This window comes from Kitasatospora sp. NPDC058032, assembly GCF_042885845.1.
Lineage (GTDB): Bacteria > Actinomycetota > Actinomycetes > Streptomycetales > Streptomycetaceae > Kitasatospora.
In genome coordinates this window covers 1-19,311 of the sequence record NZ_JBHVRK010000006.1, presented here as the reverse complement: position 1 = coordinate 19,311, position 19,311 = coordinate 1, and the positions used below count along the sequence as shown (strand labels likewise).

21 protein-coding genes are annotated in these 19,311 nt (G+C 75.1%); 12 read left to right on the top strand and 9 right to left on the bottom strand.

The features are described 5' to 3' along the window. Positions 1-20 precede the first annotated feature (20 nt). Both ACFVUH_RS12265 and ACFVUH_RS12260 read left to right on the top strand, forming a co-directional pair. On the top strand, positions 21-212 hold the full coding sequence (locus ACFVUH_RS12265; RefSeq protein ID WP_387912824.1) for a hypothetical protein: 192 nt from the start codon (positions 21-23) through the stop codon (positions 210-212). 289 nt (positions 213-501) lie between these two features. Continuing rightward, positions 502-3,516, top strand: a complete 3,015-nt coding sequence (locus ACFVUH_RS12260; protein WP_355371744.1) for an AAA family ATPase — start codon at positions 502-504, stop codon at positions 3,514-3,516. Positions 3,517-3,576: 60 nt separating this feature from the next. Here ACFVUH_RS12260 and ACFVUH_RS12255 read toward each other — a convergent pair whose 3' ends face one another. Continuing rightward, a complete protein-coding gene (locus ACFVUH_RS12255; protein WP_387912822.1) occupies positions 3,577-4,830 on the bottom strand; it encodes an MFS transporter in 1,254 nt (417 codons plus the stop codon). 54 nt (positions 4,831-4,884) lie between these two features. Between ACFVUH_RS12255 and ACFVUH_RS12250 the strand changes: the two genes are divergently transcribed. Beyond that, complete coding sequence (locus ACFVUH_RS12250; RefSeq protein ID WP_387912820.1) at positions 4,885-5,631, top strand: AraC family transcriptional regulator; 747 nt, start codon at positions 4,885-4,887, stop codon at positions 5,629-5,631. Between the two features lie 8 nt (positions 5,632-5,639). Here ACFVUH_RS12250 and ACFVUH_RS12245 read toward each other — a convergent pair whose 3' ends face one another. The 8 genes from ACFVUH_RS12245 to ACFVUH_RS12210 form a co-directional block, all read right to left on the bottom strand. After that, positions 5,640-6,527 (bottom strand): virginiamycin B lyase, encoded by an 888-nt coding sequence (locus ACFVUH_RS12245; RefSeq protein WP_387912818.1) that lies wholly within the window; start codon positions 6,525-6,527, stop codon positions 5,640-5,642. 163 nt (positions 6,528-6,690) lie between these two features. Further along, on the bottom strand, positions 6,691-7,839 hold the full coding sequence (locus tag ACFVUH_RS12240) for an AI-2E family transporter (RefSeq protein ID WP_387912816.1): 1,149 nt from the start codon (positions 7,837-7,839) through the stop codon (positions 6,691-6,693). Between the two features lie 134 nt (positions 7,840-7,973). Continuing rightward, positions 7,974-8,405 (bottom strand): hypothetical protein, encoded by a 432-nt coding sequence (locus ACFVUH_RS12235; protein ID WP_387912815.1) that lies wholly within the window; start codon positions 8,403-8,405, stop codon positions 7,974-7,976. A 126-nt stretch (positions 8,406-8,531) separates the two neighbouring features. Next, positions 8,532-9,656 (bottom strand): winged helix DNA-binding domain-containing protein, encoded by a 1,125-nt coding sequence (locus tag ACFVUH_RS12230; RefSeq protein ID WP_387912814.1) that lies wholly within the window; start codon positions 9,654-9,656, stop codon positions 8,532-8,534. Further along, positions 9,653-10,384: a glycerophosphodiester phosphodiesterase gene (locus ACFVUH_RS12225; protein WP_355371724.1), complete on the bottom strand. Its 732-nt coding sequence runs from the start codon at positions 10,382-10,384 to the stop codon at positions 9,653-9,655. The genes ACFVUH_RS12230 and ACFVUH_RS12225 overlap by 4 nt, the downstream gene beginning before the upstream one ends. A 121-nt stretch (positions 10,385-10,505) precedes the next feature. Further along, a complete protein-coding gene (locus tag ACFVUH_RS12220; protein ID WP_387912812.1) occupies positions 10,506-10,940 on the bottom strand; it encodes a hypothetical protein in 435 nt (144 codons plus the stop codon). 23 nt (positions 10,941-10,963) lie between these two features. Further along, positions 10,964-11,380 carry a TOBE domain-containing protein gene (locus tag ACFVUH_RS12215; RefSeq protein WP_355371720.1) on the bottom strand — a complete coding sequence of 139 codons (417 nt, stop codon included), beginning with the start codon at positions 11,378-11,380 and terminating at the stop codon, positions 10,964-10,966. Positions 11,381-11,604: 224 nt separating this feature from the next. Beyond that, positions 11,605-12,813: an ROK family transcriptional regulator gene (locus ACFVUH_RS12210; protein ID WP_387912809.1), complete on the bottom strand. Its 1,209-nt coding sequence runs from the start codon at positions 12,811-12,813 to the stop codon at positions 11,605-11,607. 150 nt (positions 12,814-12,963) lie between these two features. Between ACFVUH_RS12210 and ACFVUH_RS12205 the strand changes: the two genes are divergently transcribed. The 9 genes from ACFVUH_RS12205 (at position 12,964) to ACFVUH_RS12165 (ending at position 19,264) form a co-directional block, all read left to right on the top strand. Further along, a complete protein-coding gene (locus ACFVUH_RS12205) occupies positions 12,964-14,223 on the top strand; it encodes an MFS transporter (protein WP_387912807.1) in 1,260 nt (419 codons plus the stop codon). Positions 14,224-14,316: 93 nt separating this feature from the next. Beyond that, on the top strand, positions 14,317-15,114 hold the full coding sequence (locus ACFVUH_RS12200) for a dienelactone hydrolase family protein (RefSeq protein ID WP_387912805.1): 798 nt from the start codon (positions 14,317-14,319) through the stop codon (positions 15,112-15,114). Next, complete coding sequence (locus tag ACFVUH_RS12195) at positions 15,111-15,662, top strand: RICIN domain-containing protein (protein WP_387912803.1); 552 nt, start codon at positions 15,111-15,113, stop codon at positions 15,660-15,662. The genes ACFVUH_RS12200 and ACFVUH_RS12195 overlap by 4 nt, the downstream gene beginning before the upstream one ends. A 77-nt stretch (positions 15,663-15,739) precedes the next feature. After that, the gene (locus tag ACFVUH_RS12190; RefSeq protein ID WP_387912801.1) at positions 15,740-16,303 is read left to right on the top strand and encodes an RICIN domain-containing protein; all 564 of its coding nucleotides are present in this window, start codon (positions 15,740-15,742) and stop codon (positions 16,301-16,303) included. A 66-nt stretch (positions 16,304-16,369) separates the two neighbouring features. Then, positions 16,370-16,906 carry an RICIN domain-containing protein gene (locus tag ACFVUH_RS12185; protein ID WP_387912800.1) on the top strand — a complete coding sequence of 179 codons (537 nt, stop codon included), beginning with the start codon at positions 16,370-16,372 and terminating at the stop codon, positions 16,904-16,906. 58 nt (positions 16,907-16,964) lie between these two features. Next, on the top strand, positions 16,965-17,507 hold the full coding sequence (locus ACFVUH_RS12180) for an RICIN domain-containing protein (protein ID WP_387912798.1): 543 nt from the start codon (positions 16,965-16,967) through the stop codon (positions 17,505-17,507). 46 nt (positions 17,508-17,553) lie between these two features. Beyond that, on the top strand, positions 17,554-17,730 hold the full coding sequence (locus ACFVUH_RS12175; protein ID WP_387912796.1) for an RICIN domain-containing protein: 177 nt from the start codon (positions 17,554-17,556) through the stop codon (positions 17,728-17,730). 74 nt (positions 17,731-17,804) lie between these two features. Beyond that, complete coding sequence (locus ACFVUH_RS12170) at positions 17,805-18,518, top strand: VTT domain-containing protein (RefSeq protein ID WP_355371705.1); 714 nt, start codon at positions 17,805-17,807, stop codon at positions 18,516-18,518. A gap of 353 nt (positions 18,519-18,871) precedes the next feature. Beyond that, on the top strand, positions 18,872-19,264 hold the full coding sequence (locus tag ACFVUH_RS12165; RefSeq protein ID WP_355371702.1) for a cell division protein SepF: 393 nt from the start codon (positions 18,872-18,874) through the stop codon (positions 19,262-19,264). The last annotated feature ends 47 nt before the right edge of the window (positions 19,265-19,311 follow it).

Sequence of the window (19,311 nt, the reverse complement as noted above, 5' to 3'; positions counted from 1 at the left end):
CACGAACGGAGCTCCGGACCATGAACGACCACGACGAGCATCTGACCCCGACTCAGTCCGGCGTCCGCCCCGGCGAGACGGCCCAGCACCCGGCCGGCGAGATCCGGCTGCGCCCGGGCCACGGCCTGGGCCTGCGCTCCCGGCTGCTCGCCGGCACCGGCGGGGCCATCCCGCCGATCGTCGAGTTCCCGACCATGACCACGCCCTTCTGAGAACCGCCCGTGCCACCGCACCACCCCCGGCCCTGAGCGGCCGGACCGTCCGCCGCCGGGGAACGGGCAGCCCCCCGGCGGCGGACCCATACGGACCCATACGGACCCATGCGGACCCTCGCGGACTCACGCGCACTCACGCCGACCCGCGCGAGTCCGCGGCACCGGCCGCGCGGGCGCCGCGCTCCGCATGTGGTCGTACGGTAACCACCCGGTGGTAACGCCGTGCCCGCTCCGTGACCGACCCACCACTCTTCAGAACCGATACCCTGTCAAGTAGCCTGCGGCCATGCGGACCACGTCGTCGATCACCGTCGGCCGCGCGACCGAGCTGGCGATGCTCGGCGACGCGCTGGCCACCGCCCGCCAGCAGGGCGGCGGAGCGGTCTTCCTGCTCGGTGAGGCCGGCATCGGCAAATCCCGGCTGGCCGGCGAATGCGCCTACCAGGCGTACGGGCTGGGCCTGCCGGTGCTGCGCGGGCGGGGCAGTTCGACCGGCACGGTGACACCGTTCCGACCGCTGATCGAGGCGCTCTCCTCCCGCTTCCGGGCCGCCGGACCGCCCAGCGACCCCGAACTCGCGCCCTACCGGCCCGCGCTGGCCCGGCTGGTCCCCGAATGGCGGGACCCGGCGGCGGCCGGCGCGGGCGTCTACCCGGAGAGCGTGGTCGAGTTGGCCGAGGCGCTGCTGCGGCTGCTCGCGGTGCTCGGCCGCGACCAGGGCTGCGTGCTGCTGCTGGAGGACCTGCACGACACCGACGCGGAGACCGTCGCCGTCCTGGAGTACCTGGTCGACAACCTGGCCGGCCTGCCGGTCCTGCTGCTCGCCACGCTGCGCGCCGAACCCGGCCCCGCCCTGGAGCTGGTGCGCGCCGCCGAGCGCCGCCGCGCCGCCACCGTCACCGAGCTGCGGCCGCTGCCGCCCACCGAGGTGGCCGCCCTGGCCGCCACGATCCTGGAGGGCGAGAGCGCCGACCTGCCGGCCGCGCTGATCGGGCACCTCACCGCGCGCGCCGACGGCTGCCCCTACCTGGTCGAGGAGTTGCTCGCCGACCTGCTGGACTCCGGCACGCTGCGCCGGGCCGAGAACGGCCGCTGGGCCTTCGCCGACGGCTCGCGCCCCGGTGTGCCCAGCACCATCGTCCGCAGCTGGGGCCACCGGATCGACCAACTCGACCCGCAGGTGCGGGACCTGCTGCTGACCGCGGCCACCCTCGGCAGCCGCTTCTCGGTGACCACCGTGCAGCTGATCACCGGGTACGACGACCGCACCCTGTTCAGCCATCTGCGCTCGGCCTGCGAGGCCAATGTGATCGTGCCGGACGGTGCCGCCCCGGACCGCTACGCCTTCCGGCACGCGCTGACCGCCGACGCGGTGACGGCCGCCCTGGCTCCCGCCGAACGCGCCGCACTGGCCCGTCGGGCGGCCCGCGCGATCCTCCGCGCCGACCCCGAACTCGCCGAGGAGCGACGCCAGTTGGTCGCCGCACTGCTGCTCGTCGGCGGGGACCGGGCCGGCGCGGCGGTGCACTTCGCGGAGGCCGGCCGACGGGTGCTGGAGGCGGGCGCGGCCGGGTCCGCGGTGGTCCTGCTGGAGCGCGCGCACGAACTCGCCGGGGATGCCGAACGGGCCGGCGTCACCGAGCGGCTGCTGCCCGCGCTGGCCGAAGCCGGGCAGCTGGACCGGGCCTTCGAGCTGGTCCGGACCCTGCCGCCGGTCCCGCCCGCGCCGCCCGCCGGCACCGTCCCGGCGGTCGAGCGCCGGATCGACCTGCACACCCGGCTCGCCTGGGCGGCCGTGATGGCCGAACGCGGCACCGATGCCCGGGACCAGGTGGCCGCCGCGCGCGCCCTCACCGCGGGGCGGCCCCGTCCCGAGCAGGACGCCGCGCTGGCCGTCGTCGAGGGCCACCTCGCGCTGCTGCCGGACCACGGGTCGCCGGGCCCGGACGGCGCCCCCGGTGGCGCCCCTCACGAGCCGTCAACCGCCCCGGCCCCGGCCCCGGACGCGGCGGCCCGCCTCGCCGAGGCCGAGTTGCGCGCCCGCCGCGCCGCCGAGGTGGCCGAGCGCTCCGGCCTGCCGGTGGTCGCCTGCCAGGCCTGGCAGCTGCTCGCCCTGCTCGCCCGCGAACGCGGCTTCGACGCCGCCGACGCCTGCCTGGAGCGGATGCTGACCGTCGCCGAGGCGCACACCCTGCCCGTCTGGCGGGTCGAGGCGATGCTGCGGCTGGGCGCCAACGCCTTCATGCGCACCGGCGACGGCACCCGGCTGGAGCGGGCCCGGGAGGCCGCCGCCGGGCTCGGCGCGATCGTGCTGACCCAGACCCTGGACGGCCTGCTCGCGATGAACGCCGTGATGCGCGGCGAGTGGCGGACCGCCCGTGCCACCGTCGACCGCTGCCTGGACGCCACCGCCCGCCTGCACAACCTCGCCGCCCACCGCTACCTGCTGCTCTCCTCCGCCACCCTGGCCGCCCACCTCGGCCGGACCCGGGAGATGGAGGGCGAACTGGCCCGGTTCCGCCAGGCCGGCGGCGACGAGTCCTTCCTGACGCCGCTGCGCTTCGGGCTCTGCCGCGCGGTCGGCGCGCTGCTCGCCGAGGACCGCGCCGGGGCGCGCGCCGAACTCGACGCCGGGCTGGCCTGGGAGGAGCGCCACCCCAGCGTCTTCTACCTGGCCGGACGGCACGGCCTGCACCCGCTGCTGGAGGTGGTCGAGGGCCGCTGGGACCGCGCCGAACTGGACCTGGCCGCCGCCGCGCCCGCCGCCGAACTCGCCTGGAACCGTCAGTTCCTGCGCTTCGCCGACGCGGTGCTGCTGGGCCGCGAGGGCCGCCCCGAGCAGGCCGCCCGCGCCCTCGCCGGGGCCCGGCCGACCGCCGCGGCCTTCCCGCTCGCGCACCACCTCGCACTGCGGCTCGCCGCCGAGGCCGCGCTCACCGACGGCTGGGGCGAGCCGGTGGCCTGGCTGCGCACCGCCGAGGAGTACTTCCACCAGCTGGAGATCCAGCCGGTGGCCGCCGCCTGCCGCACCCTGCTGCGGCGGGCGGGGGCGAGCGTCGCCCAGCACCGCGGCGGCCGCGACGCGGTGCCCGCGGACCTGCGCACCTGCGGGGTGACGGTCCGCGAGTACGAGGTGCTGCTGCTGCTCGCCGACCGGCCCGGCAACCAGGAGCTGGCCCGCCAACTGTCCATCTCCCCGCGCACGGTGGAGAAGCACCTGGCCAACCTGATCGCCAAGACCGGCCGCCGCGACCGCGCCGCGCTCTGCGCGCTCGCCACCGAGCTGCGCACCTCGTCCTGAGCGCACCCCGTCCCGAGGGCACCCCGTCCTCGGCACACCCCGTCCTCGGCGCACCGCGGGTCAGGGCCGCCCCGCCCGCCCGACGTTCCCGGCCTCCTGCCACGGCACGGCCTTCGGCGGCTCCGGCGCGGCCGGCTCGCGCGGGTCCCCGGCCGGCTCGGGCAGACGGCGGGCGAGCGCCCAGGCCAGCGCGCACAGCACGGCCAGCGGCGCGAGCGCGGTGCGCAGCCCGGTGTGGTCGGCGAGCAGGCCGATGGCCGGGCCGGCGAGGCCTCCGACGCTGACGGCGAGGCCGAGGGTCACCCCGCTGGCGGTGCCGATCCGGCTCGGCAGGTAGTCCTGGCCGAGCGTCACCTGGAGCGAGAACGGCACGTACAGGGCCAGCGAGATCAGCGCGGCGAAGCCGTACAGGGCGACCGGTCCGGGCACCAGCAGCAGTCCGGCGACGGCCGGGACGGCGGCCGCGTAGGAGAGCCGGACCGTCCGCACCCGGCCCCAGCGGGCGGCGCACCAGCCGCCGAGCACCGTGCCGACCGCGCCGCCGGCGAACAGCGTGAAGAGCGCCACGGTCCCCGTCCCGGAGTCGCCCCGGCCGAGCCGCTGCTGGGCGTAGAGGGCCACGAAGGAACTCAGCCCGACGAAGACCACCGAGCGGCAGCCGATCACCCCCGAGAGCCACAGGAACGCGGGCCAGTCGTCACGCCGGGCGTCGCCCGTTCCGCCGGCAGCGGTCCCGGCGGCACGGGCGGCCAGGGTGCGGACCACCGGTGCGGTGAGCAGCGCCGCGGCGAGCGCGGGCACCGCCAGCCAGGGGGTCGCGCCGAGGCCGCCGGCCGCCAGCACCGGGCCGACCATCAGCGGGGCGAGTGCGAAGCCGATGTTGCCGCCGAGCGAGAACCAGCCCATCCGGGTGTGGCTGTCGCCGCTCGCGGCGCGCGCCAGCCGCGCGGACTCGGGGTGGTAGGCGGCGACCCCGACGCCGGAGAGCGCGACCGCCGCACAGAGCAGCGCGTAGGGGCCGAAGAGCCCGGCCAGGCCGACGCCGATCCCGGCGGCCGCGGTGGCGGCCGGGATCAGCCAGGGCATCGCCCAGCGGTCGGTGAGCGCGCCGAACAGCGGCTGCACGATCGAGGAGAGCAGGGTCGCCGCCAGCACGACCCCGGCGGCGGAACCGTAGTCGAGGCCGCGCTCGGCGACCAGGAAGGGGACGAGCGCGGGCACCACGCCCTGGTAGAGGTCGACGGCGGCATGGCCCGCCGCCAGTACCGCGATCGGAGCGGCGCCGGAGGGGACACGGGATCGAAGAGTGGTCACGGAGCGATCCTCGGCCCGGCAGACGGTGGCGGACTTCCGATAAAATGCCGGACGATGCCGACTTCCCGCCAATCTGACGGTTCACCCGATCTGACGGTCACCCGACCACTGGCCGCCGGTTCGACCGTCTCCGAGCACCGGCACGAGGTGCACCAGATCGTCTACGCGGGCCGGGGCGTGCTCGCGGTGACCACCGCCGCGGGCACCTGGGTCGCCCCGGCGACCCGGGCGCTGTGGATCCCCGCCGGGACCGGCCACCGGCACCGCGCCTACGGACCCACCGTGCTCCACACCGTGGGCCTGCCGCTGGGGCACAATCCACTGCGGCTGACCCGCCCGGCGGTACTGGCGGTGGGCCCGCTGCTGCGCGAACTGCTGATCGCCTACAGCAGTCCGGGCACCGAGGGCACGCCCGAGGGACGGCGGATGCTGGCCGTCCTGCTGGACCGGCTGCGCCGCGCCCCCGAGCAGCCGCTGCACCTCCCGGTGCCGCGCGACCCGCGGCTCGCGGCGGTCGCCGCCCTGCTCGACGCCGACCCGGCCGACGGCCGCGCCCTCGGCGAGCTCGGCCGGGCGGCCGGGGCCGGTGAGCGCACGCTGAGCCGGCTCTGCCGCGAGGAGCTGGGCATGACCTTCCCCCAGTGGCGCACCCAGCTGCGGCTGCACCACGCCCTGCGCCTGCTGGCCGAGGACGTCCCGGTCACCGCGGTGGCGCACCGCTGCGGCTGGGCCTCGGCCAGTGCGTTCATCGACGTCTTCCGCCGCACCTTCGGCCACACCCCGGCCGCCCACCACCGCTGACGTACGCCCTACGGTGCCAGCCGGACGATCTCCCCGATCTCCAGCGCCGCGTGGACGGCGCCGTCCGGGGTGACGGTTATGCCGTGCGGCTCGGTGCCCTCGACCGGCAGCGGGTGGCCGGTGTAGCGGCCGTCGGGGGTGAGGGAGCCGATCCGGCCGGCTCCCCACTCGGTGAACCAGAGCCGGCCGTCCGGGGCCGCGGCGATGGCGTGCGGGCGGGCCGCGCGGTCGGGCAGCGGATGCTCCGTCACCTCGCCCGCGACGGTGATCCGGCCGACCTGGCCGGCCCCGATGTCGACGAACCAGAGCGCGTCGCCGCCCCGGGCGATGCCGACCGGGGCCGCGCCCTCGGTGGGCAGCGGGTGCAGGGCGACCTCCCCGTCCGCGGTGATCCGGCCGACGGCTCCGCCCTGGTTGAGGGTGAACCAGAGGGCCCCGTCCGGTCCGGCCGTGATCATCGACGGGTAGCCGCCGGAGACCGGCAGCGGATGCTCCGTCACCTCGCCGTCCACGGTGATCCGCCCGATCCGGTCGGCGTTCAGCTCGGTGAACCAGAGCGCCCCGTCGGGCCCGGCCGCGATCCCGTACGGACCGCCCGCGGTGGGCAGCTCGTAGCAGCGGGCCTCGCCGTCGACGGTGATCCGGCCGATCCGGTGGTCGCCCGTCCGGGTGAACCAGAGTGCCCCGTCGGGACCCGCCGTGATCACCGAGGGCGCGCACCCGGGCGCGTCGAGCCCGTACCGGGTGACGCTCCCGTCGGCCGCCAGCCGCCCGACCTCCCCGGCGTGCACCAGGGTGAACCACAGGGCGCCGTCCGGCCCGACGGCGAGCCCGTACGGGCCGGCCGCCCCGTCCGACACCACGAACCGTTCCACCGTCGTCCTCCCCACCGTCATCCTCCGACCAGCGCCTCTCCTCGGCCCTCCGGCGATCCTCCGCCCTGCGGCGATCCTCCGCCCCGGCCAGGGCACTCTGCCCCACCCGTCCGGCACCGGCAACCGGAATTTCGCGGCGGCGGGCCTCCGGTCCGACCGGCAGACGCAGGCCGCGGCCGTCCGCCTACTCCTGATACCCCTCAGCCGGCTCCGCGAGGGGTTCGGTCCCGTCACCGTCCCGGTCCCCGCGCCGCCCGCGGCCGGGGGCGCCGCGCAGGACGGAGACGACGCCGAGCCCGGCGGCGCAGACCGGGACGGCCAGCAGGGCTCCGATGATGCCGGCGATCCCGGAGCCGGCCACCACGGCGACCATGATGGTGGCCGGGTGCAGCTCCACCGTCCGGCTCTGGATCAGCGGCTGGAGGACGTTGCCCTCGACGACCTGGACGGCGACCACCACGCCGAGCGCCCAGAGCGCCGTTCCCACGCCGCCGTCGGCGAGGGCGACCAGCACCGCGACCGTGCCGGAGAGGAAGGCGCCGACAAACGGGATGTAGGCGCCCATGAAGACCAGCGCGCCGAGGCCGGGTGCGCCGGGGACTCCGAGGACGAGCAGTCCGACGGTGATGAAGAAGGCGTCGATGAGGGCGATCAGGGTGGTGCCGCGCATGAAGCCGGCCATCGCCTCGAAGGCCCGCTCACCGCAGGCCACCACCGTCTCGGCGGTGCGCTCGGGCAGGTAGGAGCGGATGGTCTCGCCGGTGCGGTGGCCGTCGCGGAGGAAGAAGAAGACCAGGGCGAGCGCGAGCACACCACCGGTGGCCACCTGGGTGGCGAGGCCGAGGCCGGTGAGCACGCTGTCGGTCAGGGTCGTGACGAGGGTGCTGGTCTCGCCCTTGGCGTTGTCCAGCACGTGCCGGATCTTCTCGCCGAAGGGGCCGAGCCATTCGGCGAGCCGGTCGCCGGCCTCCTGGAGGGCGGTGGCGATCTGCGGGGCGCTGTGCACCAGGGAGTTCACCAGCAGGGCGATGACCGTGCCGACGGCGGCCACCAGCACGGCGCAGGTGAGTCCGGCGGCGAGGGAGCGGCTGACGCCGCGTCGGACCATCCACGGCATCACGGGCTGGAGCAGCGAGGTGCCGAGCAGCGCCAGGATCACCGGCACGGTGGCGGCCCGCAGTTCGACGAGGGCGAAGACGACGAGCGAGGCGACGGTGATCAGCAGCACCAGCGCCGCGGACCAGGCGGCGGCCGCCCGGACCGGGGCCGGCAGCATCAGATAGGGGCGTCGGTGGTCGGCGGGTGGCCGTTCGGACGGAGTCTGCCCCGGCATCCGTTCCTCCGTCCGGTCGATCGGTCCAGGTCTGCCCCATCTCAGCAGATGATCCGATCATGCGCCTGTTTTATCCCTTGGGGACGGCGCCCGCCCCGGCGGTCACGGCACGTCCGGGGCGGGCGGGCCGGCGCTCAGTCGCGGCGCTCGAACAGCCAGGCCTGCCGCTGGTCCTGGACCTCCAGCGGCCGCAGCGCGGTGCGCGGCGGGAAGATGTCCAGCACGCTCAGGTCCAGCGCCAGCTCCTGGCCGTCGACCGGCCCCCCGGGGACGACGACATGGAAGGAGGACCGCTCGGCGGCCTGGTGGAGCGCCCATTCGAACGCCTCCTCGGTGCCCCGGACCTGCTGGTTCACCTCCGGCGGGCCGTCCAGGCCGACGTGGTCGCCGTGCCGGAGGTTCCTGATGACGACGTTTCCGTTGTCGCGGGCGGTCACCTCCCACTCCTGCTCCCCGGGCTCACCGGTCGGGTTCAGGACGACCACGAACTCCTTGGAGGCCTGGAGGGTGAGCAACTGCTCGGTGGGCTTGGCGATCGCGTAGACGCCATTGTGCACAGGGGCCACGGCCGACTCCACTTCGGTAGGGGTGGGTCGATTCAAGCCAGTCGAGCCGGTACGGACACGGAGCACCGCCGCCGGCCCACTCCAATGAGTCACCGCGCCCGCACCTCCGTCCGGCCGTCGAACGCGCTATCCGGCCTCCTCGAAGCGCACCGGACCGTCGCCGCCCGCGAAGGCGAGCACCCGTTCGGCCTCGGCCAGTGCCGCGTCCCGGTCGGCCCGGCCGAGCGGCGTGAACGGGCGGACCGTCACCGACCGGGCCCCGGCGCCCTGCTCCGACAGCTGCCAGCTCCCGGCGACCAGGCCGTCCACCAGCAGGGTGCCGAGCACGATGCCGTTCTGGGTCATCACCCGCGGCCGATACGCCTCGGGCAGCACCCGGGTGCGGTCGGCGTGCGAGAGCAGCAGGTTGTCGAACGGGGCGACCAGCCGGACCGGGGCAGGCGTGTCCGGACCGGGCCGGGGCGCCTCTGGCAGGTCGTACAGCAGCCGGCCCTGCTCGTCGCGGAAGGTGACCAGGCCCGGGGCGAGCCGCTTCAGCACCGGCGCGAGCCGGCTGAGGCCGCACCACTTCTGCAGGTCGGCGACGGTGGCCGGGCCGAAGGCGGCGAGGTAGCGCAGCGCGAGGGCGTCCGGCGCGGGCACCGGGTCGAGCGGCCGGCCGAGCCAGGCCTCGGCGGTGGTGTGCGCGGCGGGACCGCCGCGACCCCACAGGCCGCGCGGCGGGACCTGCACCAGCGGCAGCAGGCAGCGCGCGGCCTGGGCGAGCGCGGCCGGATCGCGGTCGGGACGGGTGGCGGCCAGTTCGGTGCCCAGCCGCAGGAAGGTGCGCGGCTCCGCCTCGACGAGGGCGCGCGCCTCGACAGCCAGCGCGTCGAGGTCGAGGCCGGCCAGCCGCTTGCCGTAGGTGGTGCGCAACTGCTGCTCCAGCAACGGCTGCAGCAGGGGCCGCAGGGTCAGGCAGTCCTCGGCGGTGACCAGGTGGATGGTGCCGCGCTGGAGGGCGATCCGCACGGCCCGCCGGGTCTCGATCAGCCCGGTCAGCGCCTCGGGGGTGAAGCCGTCGAGCCGGGCGAGCAGACCGAGGTAGGGCGGCTGTGGGGCGGCCTGGGCCTGGAGGCCGCCGAGGTGTTCGATCATGTCCGCCGGGGTGGCGGCGCTGCGCTCCAGCAGGTGCTGACGGGCCAGCAGCGCGCGGCCGAGCGCCCGTCGGCCCAGCACCCCGCCGTCGTCCCCCCGCGGGCCCCCGGTCACCGGCGGCCGTCCAGGACGGAGCGCAGCAGGGCGATCCGGTTGCTGGTGATCGAGTCGACGCCGGCCTCGTTCAGCTTGCGCATGGTGCGGCGCAGGTCGGCGGTCCAGGTGGAGACGGCCAGGCCGGCCTGGTGGGCGGCGGCGGTGAAGGCGGGGGTGGCCAGGCCGAACGGCGGGTTGATGTACCGCGGGCGCAGGTCGTCGAGCAGGGCGCGCACGGGCAGCCGGGGCTGCTTCCAGGTGAGCGCGATCTCGGCGTCGGGCGCCAGCGCCCGGACGGCCAGCATCGCGGTGGTGGGACCGCAGAAGCCGACCCGCTGCTCGGCGCCGAGATCGGCGACGACCTCCCAGGTGGCGGCGGCCGGGCCCGCGTCGTCGAGGTCGATGAGCAGCTTGGCGCCGGGCGCGGCGGCGGCGGTGGCCTTGAGCGCCTCGGCGAGGGTGGGCACGCGGTACCGGCCGTCGTCGAAGGCGTCGAGCTGTTCGGCGGTGAGCCGGGCGAGCGGGCGCGGGTCGCCCCAGAGGCGTTCGAGGGTGGCGTCGTGCAGCAGGACCGGGACCCGGTCGCGGGTCAGTTGGACGTCGACTTCGACGGCGTCGGCTCCGGCGGCGAACGCGGACTCCACGGAGGGCAGGGTGTTCTCGCGGTGGCGGTACGGGTCGCCGCGGTGGGCGACGGCGAGGACGGGGCGGCGGCGGGCGGCGGAGGCGGTCATCGGTCCGTTCATCGATCCGTTCTTCGGTCCGTTCAGCGGTCGAGCAGCGGTCTCGGCGGGCGGCGGTCCTGGCGGGCGGCGGTCTCGGCAGGCGGCGCCTCGGTGCGTGGGCCGGGCGGCCGGGCGGCCGGGGTCAGCGGAGCTTGCGCGCCAGCCACGGGGTCAGGGTGTACAGGGTGACGGCCTCACGGTAGCTCCGCTCGCCCGGCACGGTGACGATCATGGTGCAGGAGGGCGGGAAGACCCGTTGCTTGAGGTGGACCAGGCCGGTCCAGACCGAGTTCAGGAAGGCCGGGACGCTGTCCCGCGGCACGTCGAAGGCGATGGTGTCGACGGTGACCACGGCCTTGTCGTGGACGAAGAGGCGAACGGTCACCTCGGGCGGTCCGGTGATCTCGACCAGCGCCTCGTGCGGGATCCCGGCCGGTTCGTCGGCGCCGACCAGGCCGGCGAAGGTCTGGTCGCGGCCGATGTCATGGCTGGTCCGCACCGAGCGGCCGTGCCGGGTGGCCATCGCCTCGATGGCGAAGACCGCGCTCTGGGTGGACGGCAGCGCTTCGTGGGGCATCGGTGGTCCCTTCCTCGGGGCGCTCAGCGTCGTTCGATCATCACATTGGTGGACTTGATGACTGCCGTGGCCGCCGCTCCCGGCACCAGCTCCAGCTCCTCCGCCGACTCCCGGCTGATCAGCGACACCACCCGGAACGGTCCGGCCTGGATCTCCACCTGGGCGGCGACATCGCCGAGCACCACGTCGGTGACGATGCCCGGGAAGCGGTTGCGGGCCGAGGAGGGCCGGCCCTCCGCGGCGGCCGTCTCGGGGCGGGCCAGTTCCCGCGCGAAGGCGGCCAGCTCGGCGCCGGCGATGATCCGGTGGCCGTGCTCGTCGCGCTCGGCGGTGATCCGGCCGGCGTCCACCCAGCGCCGCATGGTGTCGGCGCTCACGCCGAGCAGCGCGGCGGCCTCGCCGATGCGGTACGGGTTGGCCGGTGCCCCGGGCTGGCCCATGGTTGCGACTCCTGACGGTGGTGCGGACGGTCGGCCGGCAAGCGGGAGTCCCTGGTCCACCCCCGCCCGGTCGCGGCCCGCGGCCCATCCTGCCGTACCGGCCGACCGCCGGCGCACACCCCCGTAGGGGCTGCCCTCGGACTCCCGCCCGCCGAGCCGCGTCCAGGCACGCACGCCCCCGGGCGGACGACGGGAGTTCGGCGACGGGAGATCGAGGACGGCGCCTAGGGTTCGCCGAAGAGGTCCCGGCGGACGGCGTCGCCGGCGGTGAGCACGGCGCCGCCGAGCACCGCGCCGCCGCCCGCCTCGCCGGGGCGGACCTCGGTGCGCAGCGGGGAGAGCCCGGCGAGCCGCCGCTCCACCCGGGCGGCGAGCTCGGCGCCGCCGGCCCGGCCGATCTCGCCGCCGAGTACGACGCAGCCGGGGTCGAGCACCACGCAGACCGCGGAGACGCCGAGGGCGATCCGCTCGGCGAGCTCGTCCAGGAACGGCCCGCCCGGCAGCCCGTCTCCGAGGGTGTCGAGGGCCGCGCGGACGGCGGTCTCGGCGGCCGCGGCGTCGTCGGCCGCCCCGGCGGGCAGCCCGTGGGCGCGGGCCAGCGCGCAGACGGCGGCGCTGCCGGCGAGGCTGTGGAAGCCGCCCTCGCAGCTGGTCGCGGAGGGCAGGGAGACGGTGCCGGGGACGGGCAGGAAGCAGATCTCACCGGTGCCGCCGCCGGCGCCGCGGCGCAGCTTGCCGTCGAGGACGACGGCGGCGCCGACGCTGTGGCCGAGCCAGACGAGCACGAAGTCGTCCCGGCCGCGGGCGGCGCCGATCCGGTACTCGGCGCGGCCGGCGAGGTTGACCTCGTTCTCCAGGATCACATCGGTGCCGGGCAGGTCGCGCAGGGCGGCGAGGAGCTCGACGTGCCAGGCGGGCAGCACGCCCGTGGACTGCAGCCGGCCGGTGGCCGGGTCGACCAGGCCGGGGGCGCCGACGGCGACGGTGTGCAGGTGCTCGACGCCGGCCCGGCGGGCGGCGTCGAGCAGGGCGGCGACGATCCGGTCGGCCGCGGCGCGGTGGGCGGCGGCGTCGGGCCCCGGCTCGGCGACGGCGATCTCGGCGGCGGCCAGCGTCTGCCCGGCCAGGTCGGCGACCACCAGGGTGACGCCGCCGGAGCGCACGTCGACGGCCCCGAGGTGGGCGCGGGAGGCGACCAGCGCGTAGAGCCGGGCGTTGGGGCCGCGGCGCTGCTCGCCGCGTTCGCCGACGACGGCGACCAGTCCGGTCCGCCGGAGCCGGTCGAGCAGGTCGGCGACCGTCGGCCGGGAGAGCCCTGTGAGGTCGCGCAGCTCGGTCGCGGTGAGGGGTCCCTGCTCGAGCAGCAGGTTGAGCGCCAAGCGGTCGTTGATCGCCCGGGCGGTGCTCGGCGTGGCCGTACGCGCGGTGGTCATGGCCGGACATCCTTCCAGAGTGTTTCTATCAGGGTCCCTTCCTGATAATTTATCGAACCGTCGCCGCTGCCACGTCGACGGGCACCACCGCACCCCCACACCACCCCCAGGGCACCGCCGCGCCGCGCGCGGCCGGGAGGGAAGAACCGGATGACCACCAGCCCGACCACAGGACCATCATTCGACGACCCGGGCGCCGCACGCCGGGCCCGCATCGCCGTCGCCCTCGCCTTCGCCGTGCACGGCGCCGTCGGCGGCACCTTCGCGAGCCGGATCCCTTGGCTCAAGGACCACCTCGGCCTCTCCCCCGGCCAGCTCGGCCTGGCCCTGGTGATGCCGGCCATCGGCTCGTCCCTCGCGATGCCGCTGGCCGGCCGGATCGTGCACCGCTACGGCGGACGGGCGGCGGTGGGCGGACTGCTGGCGCTCTGCTGCCTGGGTCTCCCGCTGCCCTCACTGGCCCCCTCGCTGCCGGTGCTCTGCCTGTTCCTGCTGGCTTACGGCGCGGCGGCGGGCATGTCGGACGTCGCGATGAACGCGCAGGGCGTGGAGATCGAGCAGCGGATCGGCCGCTCCATCATGTCCGGGCTGCACGGCATGTGGAGCGCGGGCTGTCTGGTGGCGGCGGGCGTCGGCATCCTGGCCGCCCATCAGGACTTCGACCCCCGGGTGCAGATCGCCGTCACCGCCGTCGTCCTGCTCGCCCTCACCCGAGCCGCCTGCCGCGCGCTGCCGGATCTGCGGGCGCCCGAACAGGCCGAGGCGCCACCGCGGTTCGCGCTGCCGCCGCGCAGTTCGCTGGCGATCGGACTGGTCGGCTTCTGTGCGGTGTTCGCCGAGGGCGCCTCGATGGACTGGAGCGGCGTCTACCTGCGTGAGGTCACCGGCGCCTCGCCCGCCGTGGCGGCGGCCGCCTACACCGCGTTCTCGCTCACCATGGCGGTCAGCCGGCTGGCCGGCGACGCGGTGATCCGCCGGCTGGGCGCCGTCCGGGCCACCCGGCTGAGCGGTGCGATCGCCACCGCCGGCGGGCTGCTGGTGGTCGCGGCCGACCGGCCCGCGCTCGCCGTCCCCGGTTTCGCCCTGATCGGGATCGGCGTCGCCGTGGTGGTCCCGCTGGCCTTCGCCGCGGCCGGCCGCAGCGGCGGCAACCCCAGCCAGGCCATCGCCGGCGTCGCCACCGTCACCTACACCTCGAGCCTGATCGCCCCGGCGATCGTGGGCGGGCTCGCCCAGGCCACCTCGCTGACCGTCTCCTTCGGTGTGGTCACCGCGCTCTCCGTGGCCCTGCTGCTGAGCGCGGGCGCACTGCGCCGGGCCGAGGGGCGGGCCACGTACGACCCCGGCCCGGAAAGCGTGATCACTCCGGAATCGAAAAACGCTTTCGGAAAAAATACCCCTGCGATATGATGAGAAATTCCTCGGAGAATTCTCGCTAGCATCTCGAACCGCCGGGCGCGCACACCGCGTGCCCGGCGGTTCCGCTGTTGCGAAGGATTTCCCATGTGCTACGAGGCCGAAGCCGCCCCGCCCGTCTTCACCCCCGCGACCCACACCCTCGCCGAGACCGCCGACCTCACCCTGACCTCGGCCGACGGCACCGCGTTCGGCGCCTTCCTGGCCCGCCCGGAGCACCCGGCCGGGCCGGGCGTGCTCGTGCTGCCGGACAACAAGGGCCTTTCCGCTTTCTACCGGCGAACCGCCGTCCAGCTCGCCGAACAGGGATTCCCGGCACTCGCCGTCGACTATTACGGCCGCACCGCCGGAGCCGACCCGAAGGACCGCGCGCCGGAATTCGGCGAGCTGCCGAACCTGCTGCCGCACCTGCTCGCCCTCACGCCCGAGGGCCTCGACGCCGATCTCACCGCGGGCATCGGCCGGCTGCGCGCGCTGGGCGCCGCCGAGGTCGTCGCGCTCGGCTTCTGCTTCGGTGGCCGCCAGGCCTTCCGCGCCGCCGCGCCGCGCTTCGGCCTGGCCGGCGCGGTCGGCTTCTACGGCTACCCCGACACCGTCAACGGCGCCCCGGGGCCGACCCAGCTCGCCGCCGGACTGAGCGCGCCGATCCTCGCCTTCTGGGGCGGCGCCGACGAGCACATCCCGCCGAGCGCGGTCGCCGCCTTCGACGCCGCGCTCACCGAAGCCGGGCGTGAACACGAGTTCATGATTTTTCCTCAGGCTCCGCACAACTATTTCGAACTGACGGCTGTCCAACACCGCGACGCCGCAAGGGAGTCCTGGTTCCGACTCCTCGGCTTCCTGTCCGAGCCCACCATCCGTCGCACCTCAGGAGGACATCCGTGACCGAAGACGCCCCCGCGCGAAGACGCCGCCTCGGCGCGGCCCTCGGCGCACTCGCCACCGCCGCCGCGGCCGTCGTGGTCTCACCCGGCGCCGCCCATGCCGAGCAGATCCCCCGCTACACCCTGTACTTCGAGCTCCGCAACGCGGCGACCGGCAAGTGCCTGGAGGTCGCCGACTGGCGCAAGGACGACGGCGCCCCCGTCCGCCAGTGGACCTGCCACGGCGGCGCCAACCAGCTGTGGACCGCCAACAGCAACGGCCAGCTCCTCAACGCGGGAAGCAGCTCGTGCCTGGACGTGCCCGGCTCCAGCACCGTGCTGGGTACCCAGCTGGTCATCTGGGGATGCCACTTCCGGCCCTCGGCCGACAACCAGCTCTGGTCCGTCCCCCACGTCAACCGGCCCTCGCCCGACTACGTGGGCAGCGCCTTCGGGGTCCTCGACGTCTACGGCTTCGACCCCTCCGACGGTGCCCCGGTCGTCACCTGGGGGCCCAACGGCGGCGCCAACCAGATCTGGACGGGCCTGGAGACCCGGGTCAACTTCTGACGCCGGACCGCCCCCGATCCCGGTTGCGGCACGTACGCCGACGACCGGCGACCCCACCAGCAGAGGAGAACCGCACCGTGTCCACCCGCACCGCCTCCCCCACCCGCCGTCTCGGCGCCGCGCTCGGCGCGTTCGTCGCCGCGGCGGCGGCCGTCCTGGTCTCACCCGGTGCCGCCCACGCCGGGCGGGTCCACAAATTCTCGCCCTACTTCGAGATCCGCAACGTGGCCACGGGCAAGTGCCTGGAGGTCGCCGACTGGAGCACCGCCGACCGCGCGCCCGTCCGCCAGTGGACCTGCACCGGCGGTGCCAACCAGCAGTGGAGCAACAGCAACTACGGCCTCCTGAAGAACCTGCACAGCGGCGAGTGCCTGGACGTCCCGTGGGACTCCACCGCGTGGGGCACCCAGCTGATGCAGTGGCCCTGCATCGAGCCCGCGAACCCCCCCGGCCAGAACTGGCGGGCCCCCGGCGTCGGCCGGCCCTCGCCCAACACCGTGCCCACCAGCCTCGGGCTGGTCCTCGACGTGTACGGCTACGACACCTCCGACGGTGCCCCGGTGGTCACCTGGGGGGCCAACGGCGGCGACAACCAGCTCTGGATCGGGATCGACCCGCAGATCACCCTGCCTTCCTTCTGACAGCGCCCCCGGTGCCGGGACGCGTCGCCGTCCCGGCACCGGGACCGATCACCCCTGAGGAGTCCCATGTCCATCCGCCCCGCCGCCGTCCTGCTCGCCCTCACCGCGGCACTCGCCCTCGCCGCCCCCGCGGCCCAGGCCGACACCTCCAACCCCACCCCGCCCACCGAGCCCTTCGCCATCACGAACCTCTACTCCGGCAAGTGCCTGGAGGTGGCCGACTGGCGCACCGACGACGGCGCCCCCGTCCGCCAGTGGACCTGCCACGGCGGCGCCAACCAGAAGTGGTTCCGGGCCGCCGGCGGCGTCCTGGTCAACGTGAACAGCGGAACGTGCCTGGACGTCCCCGGTTACAGCACCGAGCCCGGCACCCAGCCCGTGGTGTGGCGCTGCAACGGCGGCACCAACCAGCAGTGGGCCGAGAACCTGATGCACTCCGGGACGCGCCGCTACGCCAACGTGAACAGCGCGCTCGTGCTCGACGTCGCCTTCGGCAGCAAGGAGGACGGCGCGCCCGTCATCCAGTGGAACCCGATCGACGTGCCCGTCGCCTACAACCAGATCTGGATCCCCTCGAACTTCACCTCGGGCCCGACCTCCTGACCACCCGCACCCGGCCAGGACCCGCCCACCGCGCACCACCCGACCCGCAGGAGGAACCGTGAGCACGCCCCTCCGCACCCGCGCGGCCCGTCTCGGCGCCGCCACCGCCCTCGCCGCCGCCGGAACGCTCGGCCTCGTCACCCCCACCGCCGCGCAGGCCGGGCCCGACGAGCCGTTCGCGCTCATCACCGCCAACCACTCGCCCGTCGAGCAGTGCCTGGATGTCACCGGTCAACGGACCGACGACGGCGCGCCCGTCGAGCAGTGGCCCTGCAACGGCGGCGCCAACCAGAAGTGGTACTGGACCGCCGACCACGAGCTGATCGGCGTGGGAAGCGGCAAGTGCCTGGACATCCCCTTCAGCAGCACCGAGGAGGGCGTGCAGGCGATCATCTGGCCGTGCAACGGCGGCGACAACCAGAAGTGGACGACCAACCTGGTCCACCACGTCGGCCTGTACACCCTGACCAACGTCAACAGCGGGCTGCTGCTGGACATCCGCGCCGAGGACCCGACGCCCGGCACACCGGTGATCCAGTGGCACGGGAACTACGGGCTCAACCAGAAGTGGTTCTACTCGCCCAGGCCGGCCGGCTTCTAGTCACCCGGGAGACCACCGTGCGCACCCACGCACCACCCCGCACCGCTTGAGCGCGGCCGCCGCCGTGCTCACCGCCGCCGGCGCGTTCGTGCTCGCCGCGCCCACCGGAGCCCACGCCGAATCGGGGCTCCACCTCGACCTCTTCGAGGGCAGCACCGCCGACGGCACGCCTGTCGGCCAGTGGAGGATGAACGCCGACCCCAACCAGCGCTGGTACTTCTGACCGGCCCCTCCCCGCGCCCGGTCCGCCCCGCACCCGTGTGCCGGACGGGCCGGGCGCCCGGTTAGGCTCGGGCCGTGCCCGAACCCGTGACCTCCCCGCCTCCGCCCGGTCCCGCCCCGGCCGACCCGCCGGAGCGTTCGCCGTGGCCGCGGTTCGCCCTGCTGGTGGCGATCCTCGGCGCGGCGACGGCCTCGCTGCTGCTGTGGAGCCCGACCGCCCTGCTCGACGGCAGTCTGTTCACCGGGACGCCCTGGTACTGGCGCGTTCCGCTGTTCACCGCGGTGTACGCGGTCGGCACGGTGGCCTTCTTCCCCCGGCCGGCCCTGAACGCGGCCGCCGGGCTGCTGCTCGGTGTGCAGCAGGGACTGCTGCTGGCCGTGCTGGGCACCACGCTCGGGGCCGCGGTCGCCTTCGGCCTGGCCCGCTGGCTGGGGCAGGACGCGCTCCGGCGCTTCCTGCGCGGGCGGATGCTGCTGGCGATCGACCGGCGCTTCACCGACCAGGGGTTCCGCAGCGTCCTGCTGCTCCGGCTCCTCCCCGGCCTGCCGTTCCAGGCGGCCACCTACGGTGCGGCCGTCTCCGGGGTCCGCTTCCCGGCGTTCATCCTCGCGACCGCGCTCGGGGTGGTCCCGGTCACGGCGGTCTACGTCGCCGCGGCGGCCACCGCGCGCGAGCCGGGGTCGACCGGTTTCCTGCTCTCGGCCGGGCTGATCGGGCTGATCGGCGTCGCGGGCCTGGTCCCGGTGGTCCGGGCGGCTGTCCGACGGCGGCGCGCGGTCCAGGCCTGAGCGCGGGGCGCCCGGGGCGGCACGCCGGGCGCAGGACACGCCGATGCGCTCGGCCGGACGGGGTCGTTGTCGGTCCCGTGTGAAATCGTTCCCGCATTGTTGACAGAAGGTCAATTGCTCGGTGGACCCGACCGATATCTTCTACGCGCGCAACCGTACGTCCTTCTCCCGCGTCGCTTCTGATGCCCGGGTCCGCCCGGACCGTCGGCGCGGCGCGACTCGTACGGACGGCGCGAGCGGGCACGACACCGGTGATCAGTGCGATACTCGGACAGTTCCGACGAGTGGATGACGTGTCAAAAGGGCACGCGCACCGGGGGACCTGTATCGGAACAGAGGCAGGGAGGCGCGGCATGGGAGCACTTCGCGACGAGCACCACAACGGGTGGCTGATGCCCTCCGGGAGCTACCCGGCCGCGGTGTACGAGGACGAGTGGGTCGAGCAGGAGACGGTACCGTCCTCCCCCGCCCCCACGAAGATCGTCTCCCTGCGGCCGACCGGATTCGAGGCGGCCCGCACGGTCGGCGAGCACATCCGGGCGAGCACCCCGGTGGTCATGGACCTCACCGAGATGGAGGAGGCCGAGGCCAAGCGCATGGTCGACTTCGCCTCCGGTCTGATCTTCGGCACCCGTGGCGGCATCGAGCGGATCGCCCGCCGGGTGTTCCTGCTCACCCCGGCGGACGTCGAGGTGATGGTGATCGACCGCCCGCTCGACGAAACCGGCTTCTACAACCAGAGCTGACCGGCCGGGACGGGCCGGACGACAGAGAACCGGGGACGGCGGTTGCC